This is a genomic window from Dyella acidisoli, from assembly GCF_030160295.1.
Lineage (GTDB): Bacteria > Pseudomonadota > Gammaproteobacteria > Xanthomonadales > Rhodanobacteraceae > Dyella_B > Dyella_B acidisoli.
Genome location: NZ_BSOB01000011.1, coordinates 1 through 16,553, shown reverse-complemented (window position 1 = coordinate 16,553; position 16,553 = coordinate 1). Strand labels below are relative to the sequence as shown.

The 16,553-nt window shown below is 58.6% G+C and carries 22 protein-coding genes; all 22 read left to right on the top strand.

Features of this window, described 5'->3' with window-relative positions; all coding sequences use genetic code 11:
* The first annotated feature begins 7 nt into the window (after positions 1–7).
* The gene (locus QQJ86_RS08505) at positions 8–694 is read left to right on the top strand and encodes a flagellar hook-basal body protein (protein WP_284320502.1); all 687 of its coding nucleotides are present in this window, start codon (positions 8–10) and stop codon (positions 692–694) included.
* A gap of 278 nt (positions 695–972) precedes the next feature.
* Positions 973–1,740, top strand: coding sequence for a flagellar basal-body rod protein FlgG (gene flgG / locus QQJ86_RS08500; RefSeq protein ID WP_284320501.1), 768 nt, complete (start codon positions 973–975; stop codon positions 1,738–1,740).
* 41 nt (positions 1,741–1,781) lie between these two features.
* Positions 1,782–2,447 carry a flagellar basal body P-ring formation chaperone FlgA gene (gene flgA / locus QQJ86_RS08495; protein ID WP_284320500.1) on the top strand — a complete coding sequence of 222 codons (666 nt, stop codon included), beginning with the start codon at positions 1,782–1,784 and terminating at the stop codon, positions 2,445–2,447.
* 232 nt (positions 2,448–2,679) lie between these two features.
* Positions 2,680–3,264: a flagellar basal body L-ring protein FlgH gene (locus QQJ86_RS08490; protein WP_284320499.1), complete on the top strand. Its 585-nt coding sequence runs from the start codon at positions 2,680–2,682 to the stop codon at positions 3,262–3,264.
* Positions 3,261–4,376, top strand: coding sequence for a flagellar basal body P-ring protein FlgI (locus tag QQJ86_RS08485; RefSeq protein WP_284320498.1), 1,116 nt, complete (start codon positions 3,261–3,263; stop codon positions 4,374–4,376). The genes QQJ86_RS08490 and QQJ86_RS08485 overlap by 4 nt, the downstream gene beginning before the upstream one ends.
* A 10-nt stretch (positions 4,377–4,386) precedes the next feature.
* Positions 4,387–4,758: a flagellar basal body rod protein FlgB gene (locus QQJ86_RS08480; protein ID WP_284320497.1), complete on the top strand. Its 372-nt coding sequence runs from the start codon at positions 4,387–4,389 to the stop codon at positions 4,756–4,758.
* A gap of 2 nt (positions 4,759–4,760) precedes the next feature.
* Entirely contained in the window at positions 4,761–5,183 is a 423-nt protein-coding gene (locus QQJ86_RS08475; RefSeq protein WP_284320496.1) for a flagellar basal body rod protein FlgC, read from the top strand.
* Positions 5,180–5,494: a flagellar hook-basal body complex protein FliE gene (gene fliE, locus QQJ86_RS08470; RefSeq protein WP_284320495.1), complete on the top strand. Its 315-nt coding sequence runs from the start codon at positions 5,180–5,182 to the stop codon at positions 5,492–5,494. The genes QQJ86_RS08475 and fliE overlap by 4 nt, the downstream gene beginning before the upstream one ends.
* Before the next feature lie 141 nt (positions 5,495–5,635).
* The gene (gene fliF, locus QQJ86_RS08465; protein WP_284320494.1) at positions 5,636–7,060 is read left to right on the top strand and encodes a flagellar basal-body MS-ring/collar protein FliF; all 1,425 of its coding nucleotides are present in this window, start codon (positions 5,636–5,638) and stop codon (positions 7,058–7,060) included.
* Positions 7,057–7,512 carry a hypothetical protein gene (locus tag QQJ86_RS08460; protein ID WP_284320493.1) on the top strand — a complete coding sequence of 152 codons (456 nt, stop codon included), beginning with the start codon at positions 7,057–7,059 and terminating at the stop codon, positions 7,510–7,512. The genes fliF and QQJ86_RS08460 overlap by 4 nt, the downstream gene beginning before the upstream one ends.
* Positions 7,509–8,165, top strand: a complete 657-nt coding sequence (locus QQJ86_RS08455; RefSeq protein WP_284320492.1) for a FliH/SctL family protein — start codon at positions 7,509–7,511, stop codon at positions 8,163–8,165. Before QQJ86_RS08460 ends, QQJ86_RS08455 begins: the two co-directional genes overlap by 4 nt.
* Positions 8,162–9,493 (top strand): FliI/YscN family ATPase, encoded by a 1,332-nt coding sequence (locus tag QQJ86_RS08450; RefSeq protein ID WP_284320491.1) that lies wholly within the window; start codon positions 8,162–8,164, stop codon positions 9,491–9,493. Before QQJ86_RS08455 ends, QQJ86_RS08450 begins: the two co-directional genes overlap by 4 nt.
* Entirely contained in the window at positions 9,490–9,939 is a 450-nt protein-coding gene (locus QQJ86_RS08445) for a hypothetical protein (protein ID WP_284320490.1), read from the top strand. Before QQJ86_RS08450 ends, QQJ86_RS08445 begins: the two co-directional genes overlap by 4 nt.
* Positions 9,936–10,778: a RodZ family helix-turn-helix domain-containing protein gene (locus tag QQJ86_RS08440; protein WP_284320489.1), complete on the top strand. Its 843-nt coding sequence runs from the start codon at positions 9,936–9,938 to the stop codon at positions 10,776–10,778. The genes QQJ86_RS08445 and QQJ86_RS08440 overlap by 4 nt, the downstream gene beginning before the upstream one ends.
* Positions 10,779–10,788: 10 nt before the next feature.
* A complete protein-coding gene (locus QQJ86_RS08435) occupies positions 10,789–11,208 on the top strand; it encodes a flagellar hook assembly protein FlgD (RefSeq protein ID WP_284320488.1) in 420 nt (139 codons plus the stop codon).
* Between the two features lie 147 nt (positions 11,209–11,355).
* Entirely contained in the window at positions 11,356–12,555 is a 1,200-nt protein-coding gene (locus QQJ86_RS08430) for a flagellar hook-basal body complex protein (protein WP_284320487.1), read from the top strand.
* A 3-nt stretch (positions 12,556–12,558) separates the two neighbouring features.
* Complete coding sequence (locus tag QQJ86_RS08425) at positions 12,559–13,332, top strand: FliM/FliN family flagellar motor switch protein (protein ID WP_284320486.1); 774 nt, start codon at positions 12,559–12,561, stop codon at positions 13,330–13,332.
* 181 nt (positions 13,333–13,513) lie between these two features.
* Positions 13,514–13,819 carry a FliM/FliN family flagellar motor switch protein gene (locus tag QQJ86_RS08420; RefSeq protein WP_284320485.1) on the top strand — a complete coding sequence of 102 codons (306 nt, stop codon included), beginning with the start codon at positions 13,514–13,516 and terminating at the stop codon, positions 13,817–13,819.
* Positions 13,816–14,184 carry a hypothetical protein gene (locus tag QQJ86_RS08415; RefSeq protein ID WP_284320484.1) on the top strand — a complete coding sequence of 123 codons (369 nt, stop codon included), beginning with the start codon at positions 13,816–13,818 and terminating at the stop codon, positions 14,182–14,184. Before QQJ86_RS08420 ends, QQJ86_RS08415 begins: the two co-directional genes overlap by 4 nt.
* On the top strand, positions 14,181–14,927 hold the full coding sequence (gene fliP / locus QQJ86_RS08410) for a flagellar type III secretion system pore protein FliP (RefSeq protein WP_284320483.1): 747 nt from the start codon (positions 14,181–14,183) through the stop codon (positions 14,925–14,927). Before QQJ86_RS08415 ends, fliP begins: the two co-directional genes overlap by 4 nt.
* A gap of 17 nt (positions 14,928–14,944) precedes the next feature.
* The gene (locus tag QQJ86_RS08405) at positions 14,945–15,649 is read left to right on the top strand and encodes a sigma-70 family RNA polymerase sigma factor (protein ID WP_284320482.1); all 705 of its coding nucleotides are present in this window, start codon (positions 14,945–14,947) and stop codon (positions 15,647–15,649) included.
* Positions 15,650–15,978: 329 nt separating this feature from the next.
* A partial coding sequence (locus tag QQJ86_RS08400) for a DUF6531 domain-containing protein (protein WP_284320481.1) occupies positions 15,979–16,553 on the top strand: 575 nt, incomplete at its 3' end.

Below are 16,553 nucleotides of genomic sequence, written 5' to 3'. Positions count from 1 at the left end.
GAAGAGCTTGAGCACCATCATTCCAGGCATTGCACGCTATCTCAGCAACGATGTCGATGCGCTCGATGTATTGAGCCAGAACGTTGCGAACATGCGCACCAGTGGCTATCGCGCCGAGCGTCTGGCGACAGATTTTCGTACGGGCCTGCTCGAAAATTCGCCGACTCTGGATCTGGCTGACGGCGGTCTTTCCACTACAGGTCATCCGCTTGATCTGGCTATTCGTGGACCAGGCTTTTTCGTGGTGAACGTCAATGGACAGTCCTTACTTACGCGCAATGGTCAGTTCCATCTGGATGCCGATCGGCAGTTGGTCGATGCGGCGGGCCATCCCGTGATGGGGCAGTCTGGCCCTATCACGCTCAATCACTCCAATGTGCACATCGACGCTTCGGGTGCCATCACAGACGGCAACGACGAAGTAGACACCTTGCAGATCGTCAACGTCGACAAACCTGGCGAATTGCGTGAGATGGGCAATGGGCTTTACGGCTACAGCGGCACCAGTGCAACCGATGCGGAGTTCATAGGCCGCGTACAACAGGGCGCGCTCGAGCAATCGAACGTCGATCCTGGCGAACAAATAGTGCGGCTGATGGCGCTTACCCGCCATGCGCAATCGGTGCAGCGCGCGATCCAAGCTTACGACGCCGCATTGCAAGCTGGCATCAACCATATTGGCGACAACTCTTAGAGTCTGTTTAGGGTCTCGGCGTGGCCCGCGCCGGGACTGTTTGCCTGACGGGCAAGGAGGAACGAAGACGTGTATGTCGATACACAACTGAGTGAGGACGCCGCCCGGCGGGCAAACAGCCCCGGCCCGAAGGGTTGCCACGGTGCGTCCGCCATGCGGCAGCGCGCGGCTTGGCTTGCCAGCCAGGCAAGCGCTGCGCCGCGCACTACCACCTGGCGAACGCACCGTGGCAACGCGGGCTACGCCGAGACCCTAAACAGACTCTTAAGGATACGAGCATGATCGACGCCCTATACATCGCCACGTCTGGCCTGCAAAGCGTGCAGAACCAGATCGACACACTGTCGAACAACCTGTCCAACATGCAGACGCCTGGCTTCAAGGCCAAGCGCGCATCGTTCGGGGATATCGCCGTGATTACGCCATCGCAGGTGCAGGCGGGACTTACGCCCAGCCAGTCCGGTGCGGGTGCGGAAGTGCTGGCCACTAACGCCGTTTTCTCGCAAGGACAAATGCAGCAGACCGGCAACACCTGGGATCTTGCTATTCAGGGCGACGGTTTTCTGGAAGTGGTCGATACCAACGGCAATCACCTGTATACCCGTGACGGCCAGCTGCACGTGGATAGCGAAGGCTATGTCGCTACCGCAGACGGTAGCCGGCTGTCGCAGCAGATCCAGATTCCGCCAGATGCCACCAATATCCAGATCAATCAGAACGGGCAGATTTACGCGAAGGTAGGCGGTAGCAGCAGCCAAACCTTGCTCGGCACGCTCGAGCTGAGCACCTTCCCTTCGCCGGAAGGATTGCAAGCGGTTGGAAGCAACAACTATGTACCGACGCAGGCGTCGGGTGATCCTAGCGTGGGCAAGCCGAATGACAATGGCATGGGCGCTATCCTGCAAGGCTCACTGGAAAGCTCCAACGTGGACATGGTGAGCGAAATGGCAACGCTGGTGATTGCGCAGCGTGCGTATCAGCTCAACGCCCGCGTGTTGCAGGCGTCGGACCAGATTCTGGACACGATCAATAATCTGCGCCAGTAATCATGCGTCGACTGCTCGCCCTTTTGTCACTTGTTTTGAGCATGTCTGCTACGGGTTCGCCGTCGCTTCAGACAGTGCCGGCTGTGCGCATCGTCGATGCAGCGCAGACGGAGATCGACGCATGTCTGGGCAACGATAAAACGTCGGCGCAAGTCACTGTAGTGGGCAAGCCGGAAGATGTGCAGGTGCTTGCCGGCGTGCTCGCGCTCAAGGCACGCAAACCCGAAGGCCGTTGGCCGCGTGCGCGCGTCGGCGTGCCGGTCGATGTCGTCGTCAATGGTCAGGTCATGCGTTCGACGACAGTGTGGTTCGCCATAAGCGTTCAGCATGAAGTGCCGACTTATGCGGCGGATGCACCCATCGGTGCGGTGGCTGCGGGAATGAAGTTCGTGCCCCACGATGCCGATATAGCTGGTCTGCAGGGCGATATCGTCAACGATCCGCATCAGCTTGATGGGATGCGTTTACGTCACGCTGTGCTGGCTAGCAGTCCGGTGGTGCTTGAAGACTTCGAGCGCATTCCGGATGTCGACCGTCAGCAGCGAGTCAGCGTGTTGGCATCGTATGGCGTGATCAAGTTGCAAGCCAAAGGCACTGCGATCGGGCGTGGCAATGTCGGAGATACCGTATTGGTGCAGGTGGACGGTGCTGAGGCGCCCGTGCATGCGCGTGTTACCAGCCAGGGAGTGCTGCAAGTTGTCGACTAAAAATGCTCTTCGTAGGTCGGGGTACAAACCCCAACATCGGGATGCTGGCGCGCATGAGAGTGTTGGGTTTCGCACCCCAATAGTTCTGCAATGTCGGGCAGTTGCCGTAGTGAACGTTGCCACCAGAGGCCGTCATTCCCGCGAAAGCGGGAATCCATCTTGCTCTGATGCATCCTTGAAAATGGATTCCCGCTTTCGCGGGAATGACGGCCGTTTGGCACGGATGGCTTTCATGGCGACCTACGCGCTCATCGGCTTGTTCATCGCGTGCCTCGGTTTTACGGTGCATGCGCAGACCTCGTCCGGGTCCATGATCAATCCAGACAGCTATCACGGGCTGGCTGCAGATCGTCGCGCATATCAGGTGGGGGATACGCTCACGGTACTTGTCACTGAAACAGCACGTGCGACCGCGAGCGCCAACACGGATGCAAGCGGTGGCGTGCAGTTGGGTGCCAATGCGCAGTATCACAATATTGGACACAACTACGCTCTGGGACTGAATGGCGAGGATGCAGGGCAAGGCAACACCACCCGCGCCGGAACGTTGCAGGCGCAGCTGGCTGTCCGTGTCATTGGCGTAGAAGGCGATGGCATGTTGCGTGTCCACGGTGATCAGACCGTGGAAATCAATGGCGAAAAGCAGCAGTTCGCGCTGACGGGACTGGTACGTCCCGAAGATATTTCGCCGAACAACACCATTCTTTCCAACCGTATCAGCGAGGCGGATATCCACTACACCGGCAAGGGGGATATTTCCACCGCCCAACGCCACAGCATTCTTTATCGCATTACGCGCTGGCTGGGGCTGATATGAAACGTCTGCTTGCTGTGTTGTTGCTTGCGCTGTCAGTCAGTTCGGTCGGACTGGCTGCAGGCTACAGCGTCCGTTTGAAGGAAATCGCCCGCGTAGAAGGCGTGCGTGATAACGCTCTGGTTGGTTATGGCCTTGTCATTGGCCTGGCTGGTACGGGCGATAGCAACAAGAATCGGCTGACGGTGCAATCCGTTGCCAACACGTTGAGCCACTTCGGCGTCAACATCAATCCGGACGATCTCAACAGCCGCAACGTGGCGGCGGTGATGGTGACGGCTACCTTGCCGGCATTCGCCGAATCGGGCCAGAAGCTGGACATATCGGTTTCGTCACTTGGCGATGCACGCAGCCTTAGCGGCGGTATCTTGTTGCTCACGCCGCTGAACGGGCCGGACGGCAAGCTTTACGCGCTGGCGCAAGGTGCGCTTTCGGTTGGCGGCTATGAAGTTCGGGCATTTGGCAGTCTCGATCAGAAGAATCACCCGACAGTAGGCCGTGTGCCGGATGGCGCCACGGTGGAGCGTGAAGCGCCGCTGGGCCTTGGCGAAAATGGCCGCACACTGGACGTTGTGCTGTATCAGCCGGATTTCACCACCGCAGAACGTATCGCTGAATCGCTACGCAGAAATGCAGGTGTTACGGCAGAGGCGGAGCATGCCGGTAAGGTGCGCATCACGTTCGCCGCACCACCTTCGGATCTGGTGCAAACGATCTCGATGATCGAGAACGTGCCGGTAACGCCCGATCAGATTGCCCGCGTGGTCGTGAATGAACGTACTGGCACCGTGGTATCAGGCGGCGATGTCCGCCTTGGCGCGGTCACTATTTCGCAAGGTGATCTTCGCATCCAGGTGCAGACCGATTATCTGGTATCGCAGCCGGAAGGTGTGCTGGTGCGTCCTTCGCCGAGCATCGGTACAGCTGTGGTGCCGCAGGCGAACATCAATGTGACCGACCCGGAAGCGCGTCTGGTGAGCATTCCCAATGGCGCAACGGTTTCGGACCTGATTGCGGCATTGCGTGCGATTCATCTGTCCACGCGCGATGTCATCACCATTCTGCAATCGATCAAGGACGCCGGTGCATTGCGCGGCGAACTGGTCATTCAATGAGGAAGCACGCATGGATTTGACGACTGAAGCATTGCGACTGGGCATCAGCATGGCCCGCGTCCGGGCCGAGGTGGCCAGCGCAAACGTAGCGAATGTCGACGTGGCAGGCTATCGCCCGCAGCGTGCCGATTTTGCACAGGCGACCGGCTTGTTGCGTGAAGCGGCGGAGCAGCCGTCCATGAATGCCGAGTCGTTGCAGACGGTAACGCCGCATACGCTCGGTGAATCGGTGCGTGCAGCCGATCCGGATTTGAATGCACCGGTGAATCTGGACGATGAAGTGGCGGAATTGGAAACCGCCAATGTGGATTTTCAATCGCTGACGACAGTGATGTCGCGGCGTTTTGCCTTAATGCAGCTGGCTTTGGCTGGGAGGGATTGAGCATGGTAGTGGACCAGATATTCACCGCGGCGCGCTTCGGCTTGGATTACGAGCGCCTGCGCATTGAGGCGGCCAGTCACAACATCGCCGTTGCCAATACACCCAACCAGCCAGGTCATCCCGCAAGGTTGATGCGAGTGAGCGCGCCTTATGCGGCCAGCTTCAACGCCATGCTTGGTGAAACGGGACACAGTTTGCCTTCTCAGCCTGTGATGCTCGCGACCGACGCGACGACGCGCGAAGAGCACGATCCTTCCGATCCTGCCGCTGACAAGAACGGCATGGTCAGCTATCCCCGCGTCGACATGGTGACGGAGATGAGTTCGCTGATGGAGGCAAGTCGTGCTTATGAAGCCAACGTGCGCGCCTTCAACACGCTGCGCAGCATGGCTCTGCATGCGTTGGATATGGGAGGCAACGCATGAACTTGACGCCGATCGAAGGTACGTCCATCGCCCCCGTGCAGATCCAGCCGATTGAAATGCCGGAGTCGCTGCAGGAGACAAATGGCAAAGGCCCCGCATTCATCCAGATGCTGGGTTCGCAAGTGAGTGAATTGAACGGCAGCCTTGAACAGGCTGACCAGGCGGCTCGCGCGCTGGCGGCAGGTGAAGACATACCGGTGCATGACGTGATGATTGCCATGGAACACGCGCGGCTGAAATTGCAGCTGGCGGTGGAGGTGCGCAATCGGATCGTGGATGCGTATCAAAACTTGACGAATATGCAGCTTTAACGAAGGCACCCTCTCCCCTTTTGGGGAGAGGGCAGGGTGAGGGGACAGTCTTGCGATGAGGTTTGAGGCAAGCGTGACCCCTCACCCCAACCCTCTCCCCGGAGGGGAGAGGGAGCTTGCACTCGTACCAGGGGAATATCTATGCGGCAGTTTTTTGCATCCATGTCTCAGCGCACACGAATGGCCTTCGTGATCGGCCTCTTGCTGATCGCAGGCATCGTCGGCGCGGCGTCATGGTGGATCATGCACCCACCCTATGGCGTGCTGTTCCGCGACTTGCGTGAATCGGATGCCGCGGAGATCAGCGCCTCGCTTGATCAGATGCAGACGCCATATCGATTGGCGGATGAAGGCAAGACGATTCTGGTGCCGGAAGCCCAAGTTTACGAAACGCGCATGAAGCTCGTTTCGCAGGGTGTGCCCAAGGGCGGCAGCGTCGGCTTCGAGTTGTTCAAGGATTCCGACTACGGCGTCACCGAGTTTGCACAGCGCGTGAATTTCCAGCGTGCGTTGCAGGGCGAGCTGGAGCGGACTATCTCCGCGCTGGACGAAGTGGCCTCCGCGCGCGTGCATCTCACCATCCGCCGCTCCGATCTATTTTCGCCGGATCAGGATCCTTCCAAAGCTTCGGTCACGTTGAACATGCGTCCAAGCAAACATCTGGACGCGCGCGAAGTGGCCGGCATCCAGCGTCTGGTGGCTTCGGCGGTGGAAGGTTTGTCGTCGGATGCGGTCGTAGTGCTTGACGATAAAGGCATGGTGCTTTCCGGCTATTCGGCTGAGGGCCAGAACGGGGCTATGAACTCCGCCAACTTGGATGCGCAGTCGCAGATGGAAAACCAACTGCGTGCCAGGGTGGGCGATCTGCTACATCGCGTGCTTCGTACCGATAACTTCACGGTTTCGGTGAACGTCAGCTTCAATTACGACCACGTGAAACACGTGCGGGAGCAACTTATCGGGCAAGGCAAGGACGGCAACGGCTTGCTGGTGCGCGAAAAGACCAACTCTACCGGACATGCTGGTGACGAAGCGGATGTCGATCACACCAAAGGCTCGACCAGTACCGATCGCGAAGTGGAATACGCCCATGGTCGTGAGCAGGAGGAGGTGGATCAGGCGCCTGGGCGAATCGGCCGTGTTTCGGTTGGTATCGTTATCCCTGCGACCTTGCCGGCTGGCGAAATCATCAAGCTGACGGACGTCGTATCTGCCGGATTGGGGCTGGATGCATCACGTGGCGACAAGGTGGATATCGCCGCGATTGCACCACCGGAGGCAGTGGCTACGGCGACCTCAAATTCGCTTGACAGCGCTGTAGCCGCCCATGCCGAAGCAGCGTCGGCAAGCAATGCTTCCGCCTCTGAAGATGCCGGTGCATCGTCGGTTGCGGCGAGCCGCTACTGGTGGATCTATCCGTCCATTGTCGCGCTGGTGCTGTTGCTTGTTGGCGCATTGCTGATGGCGATGCGCACCAGCACGCCACGACGTCTGACGATGTCGGAGCGCGAAGCAGCACTGCTGCGCTTGCGTCAATGGATCGAGACGACCGAGGTGGAGCGGTGAATCCGGCGGGTGCTCGAAAGGCCGCATTAGCGCTGGCCACCATGCATCCAGCGGATCGGCGCTGGATCCTCTCGCGTTTACCAGCAGATTGGCGCAATACGCTTCAGCCCCTGATCAACGAAGCGCAGAGCTATACCAACCTGGATGCAGAACTGCTGCAGGCGGTACTGGCAGATGAACCGACTTATCTGGCGCGAGAGGTTCCGCCGCCGGACGTATTGATCGTCATGCTCGATCGCCTGTCCCCAGCGTGGGCTGCGCGTGTATTGGCTGCAGCGGCGCCCGATCACGCGGATATCTACCTAGCAGCGTGCGACAAGTCACGCGCAGATTCCGTGCGGCATGAATTAGGCCGCCTACCTACACCGTTCCCAACCGCACTGGCTGATTCGCTCGCGCGCTATCTCGATACAGCGACACAAGCAGGGCGAGCGACGGGAGTAGCGTCATGATTCGCCGACTGCAGCAACACGGTTTGCGCGAAAGCGGCTCGCCACGCGCTATAAGCGGGGGAAGGGGGGCTGAGCAGGTTTCCCTTGAAGTATTGCCGCAACCCGAAGAATTGGATGTACAAGCCTACCGCGATGGTTATGCCGAAGGCTTCAAGGCTGGCGAGGAAGACGGACGCCGTGAAGCGGAGCAATTCCACCAGGCCTGGGAAGAAGAAACACGCAAGCACCTGGAGCAAGAACTGCAGGCGTTGACGGACGAACGCGAGCAACTTTCCAAACTCGTCACGAGCTTGAACGAACAACTACGCACGCACGATGATGCGATGGAGCAGCTGGCATTCGAGCTGGCCTTGAGCAGCTTGGCACGGGTGGCCGGTTCCATGCAGGAAGACGGTGAGCTGATCCGTCGTATCTGCACGCAGATGGCAGAAACCTATCGCGGTAAAGCGCAGAAGCTGGAAGTATCCCCGGCAGATCGTGCGCATTTGCCCGATCACATCGAAGGTTTGGAAGTAGTCGCTGATCACGGCCTTTCACCCGGCGAATGCCGTATCGCGACCGAACGTGGTTATGCGGAAACGTCCCTCGCCGATCGCCTGGACACTGTTTATGGCGCGCTGCTCGAAACGTTGGGCTTGGAGCATCGCCAATGAAAGCGGCTGTGACTCTCGATCGCTTCAACGGCGCGTTGCAACGTGCTGCATGGGTGCGGGAGTACGGCCACTTGTTGGGATTCAATGGGCTGGTGATTGAGGCCAGTGGGCCTGATGTAAAGATCGGAGAGCTGTGCGAAATCGACGGCCACGCGCGCGGGCAAAAGGTAAGCGCGGAGGTTGTAGGTTTCCGTGATGGAAAAGTCCTTTTGATGCCGTTTGGGCATCTGCGCGGTATAGCAGCAGGCGCGCGCGTTCGCTCTTTGGGACGCGCGCTGCGCATTCCCGTTGCACGTGCGATGGTAGGGCGCGTTGTCGATGCATTTGGTGAGCCGCTAGACGGTGGCCCAATCATCGTGGCCGAGGGTTATCGCGAAGTTCAGTCCGCACCGATCAATCCATTGCGCAGAGTGCCTTTGGATCAGCCACTCGAAACCGGTGTCAGCGCCATTGATGGGGTGATGCCGATTGCCAAGGGACAGCGTGTTGGCGTCTTCGCCGGCAGCGGCGTGGGCAAGAGCACCTTGCTGGGCATGATGGCGCGTCACGTGAAAGCAGACGTCATCGTGGTCGGCATGATCGGTGAGCGCGGGCGTGAAGTCGGTGATTTTCTGCAGGAATCGCTAGGACCGGAAGGGCGCCGCCGTTCTGTGATGATGGTGGCGACGGCCGATCAGCCTGCACTCGTGCGAACGCACGCCGTGCACGCGGCCCATGCCGTAGCGGAATACTTCCGCGACATGGGATTGGACGTTCTGCTGATCGTCGACTCCATCACCCGCTTTGCGATGGCACAGCGCGAGGTGGGACTGGCCGTGGGCGAACCGCCGACCTCGCGCGGCTATCCACCTTCCGTCTTCAACTTGCTGCCCCAGATTTTGGAGCGCGGCGGTCGCGTGCGCGATGGCGGGTCCATTTCAGCAATCTACAGCGTGCTGGTGGAGGGCGACGACATGAACGAACCCGTCGCCGACCACATGCGCGCGATCCTGGATGGGCACGTTGTGTTGTCGCGTGATCTGGCCAGCCGCGGCCAGCTTCCGGCCATTGATCTGTTGTCGAGCGTGAGCCGACTGTTGTCGCGTGTGGCGGATGGGCGTCAACAAAAGCTTGTGCAGCGTGTGAAGTCGATTATTTCCACATATGAGACTTCACGCGATCTGGTGGATATGGGGGCTTACCAGGCCGGAACGAATCCGGCGCTCGATGAAGCCATTTTGCTTTATCCGAAGTTGATCGATTGCTTGCGTCAGACGCCAGGGCAGTCTGCATCGCAGCAGGAAACGATCGAAAGTCTTGAGCGTGCGCTGACTGGGGACAAGGCATGAGCACGCGCAAACAACATGCGTATGAAGTGGCCCTGCGAATCGCCCGGGTCAAGGAGCTACGTGCCCAAATGGCGCTGGCGGACGCTGTGGACAAGGAAGATGCTGCTCGGCACCAAGTGGAAACCATCGAAACGGCAAGGCAAGAGGTATCGCTCGCCAGCCAGGTATGTATCGCCGATGGCCGATACGTTGATCTGGCACGGTACGAATTGCTTACGCATCTTTCGTCCGCTTTGACGAATACCTTGCAGCATGCCAGCGATGAACTTGAGCAGGCGTCCGACGAACGCATCGAGAAAGCATCCGAGAACGTCTTGGCCAAACGTCATCGCGAACGCGTTCACGAACATCTCGACGATGTGCGTCTTGCACTTGCCCATGGTCGCGCTGCCAAGGCGTTGGAAGAAGGCATCGAGCTGTGGCTGGAAAGCAGGGGAGAGCCATGACGACGATCTTCAGTGTGATCGACGCTTCCATCCTGCGTTCCCAGCAAGATCATGCTGGTCCGCCACCTGCTCAAGACTTTGCTCACGAATTAGCAAAGCATCCTGCACAGGCCAAACAGCCCGCGCAGGGCCATGGCGCGCAGAGCGATGAAAAGGCAGCGAACTACAATGGATTCGAGCAGGATCAGACGTTCGAACCTGTGCAGGCAGAACCAGTTTCCAACGTGGATAAAACCTTGCCGCAGGTGGAACTGCCAACCGTCGTCGCTCAACTGGCTAATGCGGAAGAGCACGTCGCAGTCGCCCCGATTGGTGTAACGGAAACCTTGTTGGAAACAAGAATTTTCGGCTGGCATGCGATGGCCCAGGCCTATCTTTCCGAACTATCGACGGCTGACGGGCAGTCCGACCCGCGGGACGCAAAGCAGGCTGATCAGACTCTCACAACGACCGAAGCGGAAGCTGTGAGCAAGACGCCGGCGAGTGTCATGGCCGCGTCACTCCCCGAGGCAGCTGAGGAATCGGTCACAGCCGCTCAGCTCGACGTTCTACCCAAGGCACAACAGTCAGTCACGCTGGACGATACGACACCGGCCAATGCAGTGGAGCCTGCGGTGACGGATGCTTCCGCAACAGGTTTTTGGCCCGAGCGCTCGCTGCGTTTTACCCGTCAGCGCGACGGCAGCAGCGTGGCGTGGCTGCGCGATTTTCGTCTTGGAGATGCCGAGGCATCTCATCTCATTCGGCTTGTTCTGAGCGACGCAAAGGAAAAGGGCGTGGTTCTGAGCAGGATCATGTTGAACGGCCGCGAAGTATGGACTTCGCCCAGCATCAGTTGAGGAGCACGCAATGTCGGTGGAAGCGATCGGTAGCACCTTGAGCTCGACGAACCCCACGTCGTTGCCCAATGCAGGCATCAATGAACAGGATTTCATCCAGCTCTTCGTGAGCGAGCTGCAATTTCAGGATCCGATGCAGCCGCTGGACAACAGCCAGTTTCTTACCCAGCTCGCGCAGTTCGTCGGTATCGAGCAGCAGAGCGAAGAAGTTACCGGTATCAACAACCTGGCGACACTCGATTCATCCGATCAGACGATAGCCTTGCTGTCGCATACCGTTCAAGTAAGCAACGCCGACGGTTCGACGACCACCGGCAAGGTAACCGGGGTTCAGTACAGCACCAACGGTGTGCAGCTCACGGTTACGCCGTCCACCGGCAGTGTGCTGACCAACGTCAATCTCTCGCAAGTCACGCTCGTGACGCCGTGAGAATGACGACGGTCTTGAATCAGCGGCACCCTCTTCGCCGTCATTCCCGCGAAAGCGGGAATGACGTCCTGAGGGGATGTAAGCCTCTAAATATCCATGCCTCTCCTGAGTGGAGAGATGTTTTGCAACCCCGATAAGGAGAACTACATGACAAGCGGCATCATGCAAGCGTTGTACAACAGCGTGTCGGGGTTGTTCGGTTTCTCCCAAAGCCTGGACACCATCAGCAACAACATCAGCAATATGAATACCCCGGGTTTCCGCGGCAGCGATTCATTCTTTGAAAACGTCTTGGACGATGATGGCACCAAGATTGCCGGCACCGGCGCGGATACCAGCCAAGGTCAAATCGAGCAGACCAGTACCAGTACGGATGTCGCCATCCAGGGCGAGGGGTTGTTCATCCTCAAAGATCCACAGGGCAATCTTTACTACACCCGTTCTGGGCAGTTCGACTTCAACGCTTCCGGTCAGTTGGAAGATTCAGTCAACAAATACTTGGTGCAGGGCTACAGCCCTACGGGCAGCTTCGGCAACATTGACATCAGCAGTTTGAAGACGCTGCCAGCAGTAGCGACTACCACGGTGAACATGGTAGGCAATATCTTCAGCACCAGTTCGACCAGCAGTTCGCCAGACACGATTAGCAACATCACGGTCTACGACGCACTGGGTACGGCGCATACGCTTACGATGACGCTGACCGTGGCCAGCAGCTCGACGACGCCTACTACATCAGGTTCATCGACATGGAATGTCGCCATTACCGACAGCAGCGGCGCTACGCTCGGTAGCGGCCAAGTGACTTTCGATCAGACCGGAGCACCGGAAGCTGGTGCCAATCAGGTGACCATGACCGCCAATCTCGGCGGTAAATCGCAGAGCATCGCTTTTAATTTCGGTACACCCGGCAGCTTGAGCGGGGCCACCGGAATTTCTGGTGAACCCACGAGCCTTGCCGCCAAGGTGCAGGACGGCCACGGTGTGATCGGCATTTCGTCCGAGTCGTTCGATACTAACGGTGTGCTGCAATTGACCTATGCCGATGGCTCGACGCACGCGGGCCCACAGTTGGCGCTTGCATCGTTTCCGGACGAGGGGTCGATGACGGAGATTCAGGGCAATCTGTATTTGCCTCCACAAACTCAGACTGCGCAGATCGGGCGTCCGGGCACGGATATCTTCGGCAAGATCGATGGAAGCAGCCTGGAAATGTCCAATGTGGATCTGACCAAGGAGCTTGCGGACATGATCGTGCTGCAGCGTGGCTATCAGGCCAGCTCGCGCGTGATGACCGTTTCCAGCGACATGCTGCAGCAACTCTACGACAGCACGCGCGGGAGCTGATCCATGACACAGGATGTTCGCTTTGGCTGGCTTGGCGAGACTCGCCATAGCACCCTGCACACCTTGCTTGCAGGGTTGGTGGACGATTGGGCGCGTGGCTGGTGGATCGGCGCGGCCGACGGCACGATCGAAGTGCATGCCGACGACAAGGACGGTGCCCCGGACAAGCGAAACAAGCCCTGGTTATCGACCAGTGATGCAGGAACGCTCGCGGTTTACACCGGGGGAAGAGACGTTGATGCCATTGGACGCTTTTTGGTCGGAGTCACGACCGATGCGGATATAGAGCTTGCGCAGCGAGTAGGTGAAGACGCATTGCATGATCTAGCCGTGCGTATCCACCGTCGCGCAGGTGTAAACAAACCGGCCCAGCTTTTAAAAGAAAACGCGCCACTGAGCGTTGAGCATGCACGGCTTGGTGCATGTCGTGTTACCGCAACGATCGGGCGTCTGCAGTTAGGACTGGCGATCGATCGCAACCTGGCCGATCGATTGGCACCGCCAGCAGCCACCAAGGACACACGTTTGGTTTCCCGCCTAGCTGCGATCCAGAAAGCGCCGTTGACAGTGCAGGCAGTCATGGACTTCGGCTCGATCGACCTCGCGCACTTGTCCGATCTCAGCGTTGGCGAAGTATTGATCGGCGATCGCAAATTGGATGAACCCTTGCAGGTTCACGTGCAAGGACACGGCGCTGTGGCTGCGGGTTATCTGCGGCGGTCGGGCGAGCAACGTGCTGTCGTGCTCGACGGCAACCATCAGGAATCACAGCAGTGATTCATCCCCACGGCCGTCATTCCCGCAAAAGCGGGAATCCATTTGCTCTGATGCAGAAGCGAAGATGGATTCCTCGCTCCTCAAAGTCGAGCACGTCCACGTGCTCTCTCCGCGTGCCCGCTTTCGCCGGAATGACGGCAATGAAAGCACAGACATCTCAACATCTTCAGGAACGGCAGTCATGAACGAAATCGTTGTAGCGCCAATCGAATTGGAAGAAGTCGCTTACGAACCCGGTGTGGGTGATCCGCTCATCAAACGCAATCTATCGATGCTGGGGCATGTGAACGTGCGCCTGGACGTGGTGCTTGGTGCCGCGGAAATGAGTGTCGAAAAGCTCTTCAATTTAGGCAAAGGTGACTCTGTCGCGCTGGACGCACATCTGGATGCACCGGTCACTTTGCAGCTGGACGGCAAGTCCATCGCACGCGGCCAGCTGATGGCGGTGGGCGATCATTTCGGCCTGAAGGTTACCGAGATTCTGTGAGCCTGTCGTACTTCCAACTTGCTTGGATGGTGCCTGCCGCCATTCCTTATCGCACCGATGCGCCCGTCTCGATGGGGACGTTTGCCCTGGCGCTGCTGATCACGCTGTGCCTGATGGGTTTGCTGATCGCTGCGCTGCTATTCGTCCGTCGGCGAGGATGGATCACTTGGTCGAATACCTCTCGTTCTCCTGTTTCGTCGGAAGGGATTGAGGTGAAGTCGTCGCGTCGCCTCAGCATAGGAACAACGGCGCATGTACTGAGTTACCAGGGACACGCCTACTTGGTGGTGGAGAGCAGCCGCGGTATCAGCACAACGGTCACACCGATTGCGCTTCAGCACGATAGTGGCGGGGAAACGTCATGATGCGCGGCAAAGTATGTTTCGTGGCGATGTTGCTGGCGGCGGGACTGTTGCTGCCTGTGGCTGGATGGTGTGCCGATCCCATTCAGGACGCCATTGCGCGCGCTTCAGGCGAAGACTATTCGCCCATTCTGCGTTCGTTCTTGCTGTTGTCGCTGTTGTCGTTCATTCCACTGATGGTGATCGCGCTAACTTCGTTCACGCGCATCATCGTGGTGTTATCGTTGGTGCGTAGCGCTCTGGGCCTGCAGCAGACGCCACCCAATAGCGTGCTGCTTACGCTGGCAATGTTCCTGACATTGTTTTCGATGAGTCCCGTATTCCAAAGCGCGAAGCAAAGCGGGCTGGATCCTTATCTCCGTCATGAAGTGCCGATGCAGGAAGCCGCCACCCGCGCTTTCGAGCCATTCAAACTCTTCATGATTCGCCAGACGCGTGAAGACGATTTGCTCGCCGTTGTGCGTATGGCCAAGGTTCCGCCACCGAAGTCTGTGCAGGATGTCGGCGCCTTGCAGCTCATCCCCGCGTTTATGCTGAGTGAACTGCGCACCGCGTTCCAGATCGGCTTCGTAATCTTTTTGCCGTTCCTGCTTATAGACCTGGTAGTGGCCGCGATCTTGATGGCACTCGGCATGATTATGCTTCCGCCGACCACGATCAGCTTGCCGTTGAAGATTCTGCTGTTCCTATTGATCAACGGCTGGACACTGCTAGCCCAAGCCTTGCTGAGCGGATATCACATCTGAATGCCAGGGCGCTCCACGTGGACAGCGACGAGCACATCCTGTGGGTGCACTGGCAACAGGAGCGCAGCACGGCTGCGCGGGATGCGCTGATCATCCATTACTCCCCGTGGGCGCGGGTGATTGCGCGCGATGTCTATCTGCGCGTGTATTTGATGCACGACGCCTGGCACGATTGCGTGCAGAACGCCCTGCTTGGTTTGATGGAAGCAATCGAACGTTTCGATCCGACGCGCGGCATAGCTTTCCAGCCTTACGCACGGTTGCGCGTGCGCGGGGCAGTATTCGATGGCTTGCGTGTATTGCGCAGTCTCCACTTAGGGCTGCGTTATGACATGGTCCAGCATGCAGAAGCAGCCAAGGAGCGAGTCGAATCGCTCAGCGACGGCAACGGCGATCCACTGGAAGATTTCATCGCCACAACCGTTGGCTTGGGACTTGGCTTCCTGCTGGATACGCAATCCATGCCGGGCCGCATGCAGCCTGCGGACGCTTACGCAGAACTCGAAAAGGCGGAACTGAGTGCGGCCGTGTCGGAAAGCCTGGATCAACTTTCCGAGCGTGAGCGGGCAGTGGTGGTGATGCATTACTACCACCAGCTTCCCTTCGTGGAAGTTGCCAAGCGGCTAGGCGTGACCAAGGGGCGGATTTCTCAGCTGCATAAAAGCGCCTTGGAGCGGTTGCGATGTTGCCTGCGTGAGCGGGTGATGGCGGAGTCTGCGTAGATTGGGATGCATACCCCAACGTTGCCATCGCGCTCCCACCCTAATGATCATTCGGTGTCGTCGGTGCCACCATGGCAAAAATTGCGCAGAAGGCCGTCATTCCCGCGAAGGCGGGAATCCATCTTGCTTTGATATGTCCATCGCGGGAATGACGACCGTGAGGGCGCGCGCAACTTTCATGGCAATCCCGATTCAGAGTAAAGCGGGATAGGCCATATGCCATAAGTCATGCCTTTTTGCCCTAAACTTTTTCGCGAAATCCCAGATTAGTACTCCCGCAAAACGATCGCCGCGGTGGCGGTCGTGGTTTTTCTCTCGGGAGCACCACAATGGTCGCAGTGATCACGGGCAACGGTCTGGGCCTGGGCAATACGTCGTTGACACAGCTAGGTACCGCGCAAGGCGGTTCGCCTTCGCTCGGCCAAGCCGGCCAGCGCAGCTACGTCAACACCGCCACTGGCAACCTGGTCCTGCAAAGCGCCGACGAAGGGATGCTGTTCGACGGTTTGCCGCTCAACGTCTTGCGTACCTATAACAGCCTGGGCCAGCTAAGCAGCAACGGCTGGAGCTACGGCTTCAGCCGTAACGTGAGTGGTCTCACCGGCACGCTCAACACCGCCGGCAGCACGATCACGCGCACCGACGATGACGGCGCCAGCGTTGTTTACACCTATAACGCCACCCTCGGCGTCTACGTCAGCACCGCGCAAAGCGGCGCCGTCGATACCCTGAGCTGGAACGCGACATCGTCCACCTGGACCTGGACCGATGCGGCCGACAGCACTCAAGAAACGTATAATGCTACCGGTCAGCTCACCGCCCTGACCGATACGTCCAGCGGCGCGAGCTACACCTTCAGCTACAGCAACGGCCAGCTCAGCCAGATCGTGGCCAGCGACGGCGA

Excerpts from the sequence above, each read along its gene's own strand:
- flgG (WP_284320501.1), top strand. The coding sequence starts at position 973 with ATGATCGACGCCCTATACATCGCCACGTCTGGCCTGCAAAGCGTGCAG.
- flgA (WP_284320500.1), top strand. The coding sequence starts at position 1,782 with ATGTCTGCTACGGGTTCGCCGTCGCTTCAGACAGTGCCGGCTGTGCGC.
- QQJ86_RS08490 (WP_284320499.1), top strand. The coding sequence starts at position 2,680 with ATGGCGACCTACGCGCTCATCGGCTTGTTCATCGCGTGCCTCGGTTTT.
- QQJ86_RS08485 (WP_284320498.1), top strand. The coding sequence starts at position 3,261 with ATGAAACGTCTGCTTGCTGTGTTGTTGCTTGCGCTGTCAGTCAGTTCG.
- QQJ86_RS08480 (WP_284320497.1), top strand. The coding sequence starts at position 4,387 with ATGGATTTGACGACTGAAGCATTGCGACTGGGCATCAGCATGGCCCGC.
- QQJ86_RS08475 (WP_284320496.1), top strand. The coding sequence starts at position 4,761 with ATGGTAGTGGACCAGATATTCACCGCGGCGCGCTTCGGCTTGGATTAC.
- fliE (WP_284320495.1), top strand. The coding sequence starts at position 5,180 with ATGAACTTGACGCCGATCGAAGGTACGTCCATCGCCCCCGTGCAGATC.
- fliF (WP_284320494.1), top strand. The coding sequence starts at position 5,636 with ATGCGGCAGTTTTTTGCATCCATGTCTCAGCGCACACGAATGGCCTTC.
- QQJ86_RS08455 (WP_284320492.1), top strand. The coding sequence starts at position 7,509 with ATGATTCGCCGACTGCAGCAACACGGTTTGCGCGAAAGCGGCTCGCCA.
- QQJ86_RS08450 (WP_284320491.1), top strand. The coding sequence starts at position 8,162 with ATGAAAGCGGCTGTGACTCTCGATCGCTTCAACGGCGCGTTGCAACGT.
- QQJ86_RS08445 (WP_284320490.1), top strand. The coding sequence starts at position 9,490 with ATGAGCACGCGCAAACAACATGCGTATGAAGTGGCCCTGCGAATCGCC.
- QQJ86_RS08440 (WP_284320489.1), top strand. The coding sequence starts at position 9,936 with ATGACGACGATCTTCAGTGTGATCGACGCTTCCATCCTGCGTTCCCAG.
- QQJ86_RS08435 (WP_284320488.1), top strand. The coding sequence starts at position 10,789 with ATGTCGGTGGAAGCGATCGGTAGCACCTTGAGCTCGACGAACCCCACG.
- QQJ86_RS08430 (WP_284320487.1), top strand. The coding sequence starts at position 11,356 with ATGACAAGCGGCATCATGCAAGCGTTGTACAACAGCGTGTCGGGGTTG.
- QQJ86_RS08425 (WP_284320486.1), top strand. The coding sequence starts at position 12,559 with ATGACACAGGATGTTCGCTTTGGCTGGCTTGGCGAGACTCGCCATAGC.
- QQJ86_RS08420 (WP_284320485.1), top strand. The coding sequence starts at position 13,514 with ATGAACGAAATCGTTGTAGCGCCAATCGAATTGGAAGAAGTCGCTTAC.
- fliP (WP_284320483.1), top strand. The coding sequence starts at position 14,181 with ATGATGCGCGGCAAAGTATGTTTCGTGGCGATGTTGCTGGCGGCGGGA.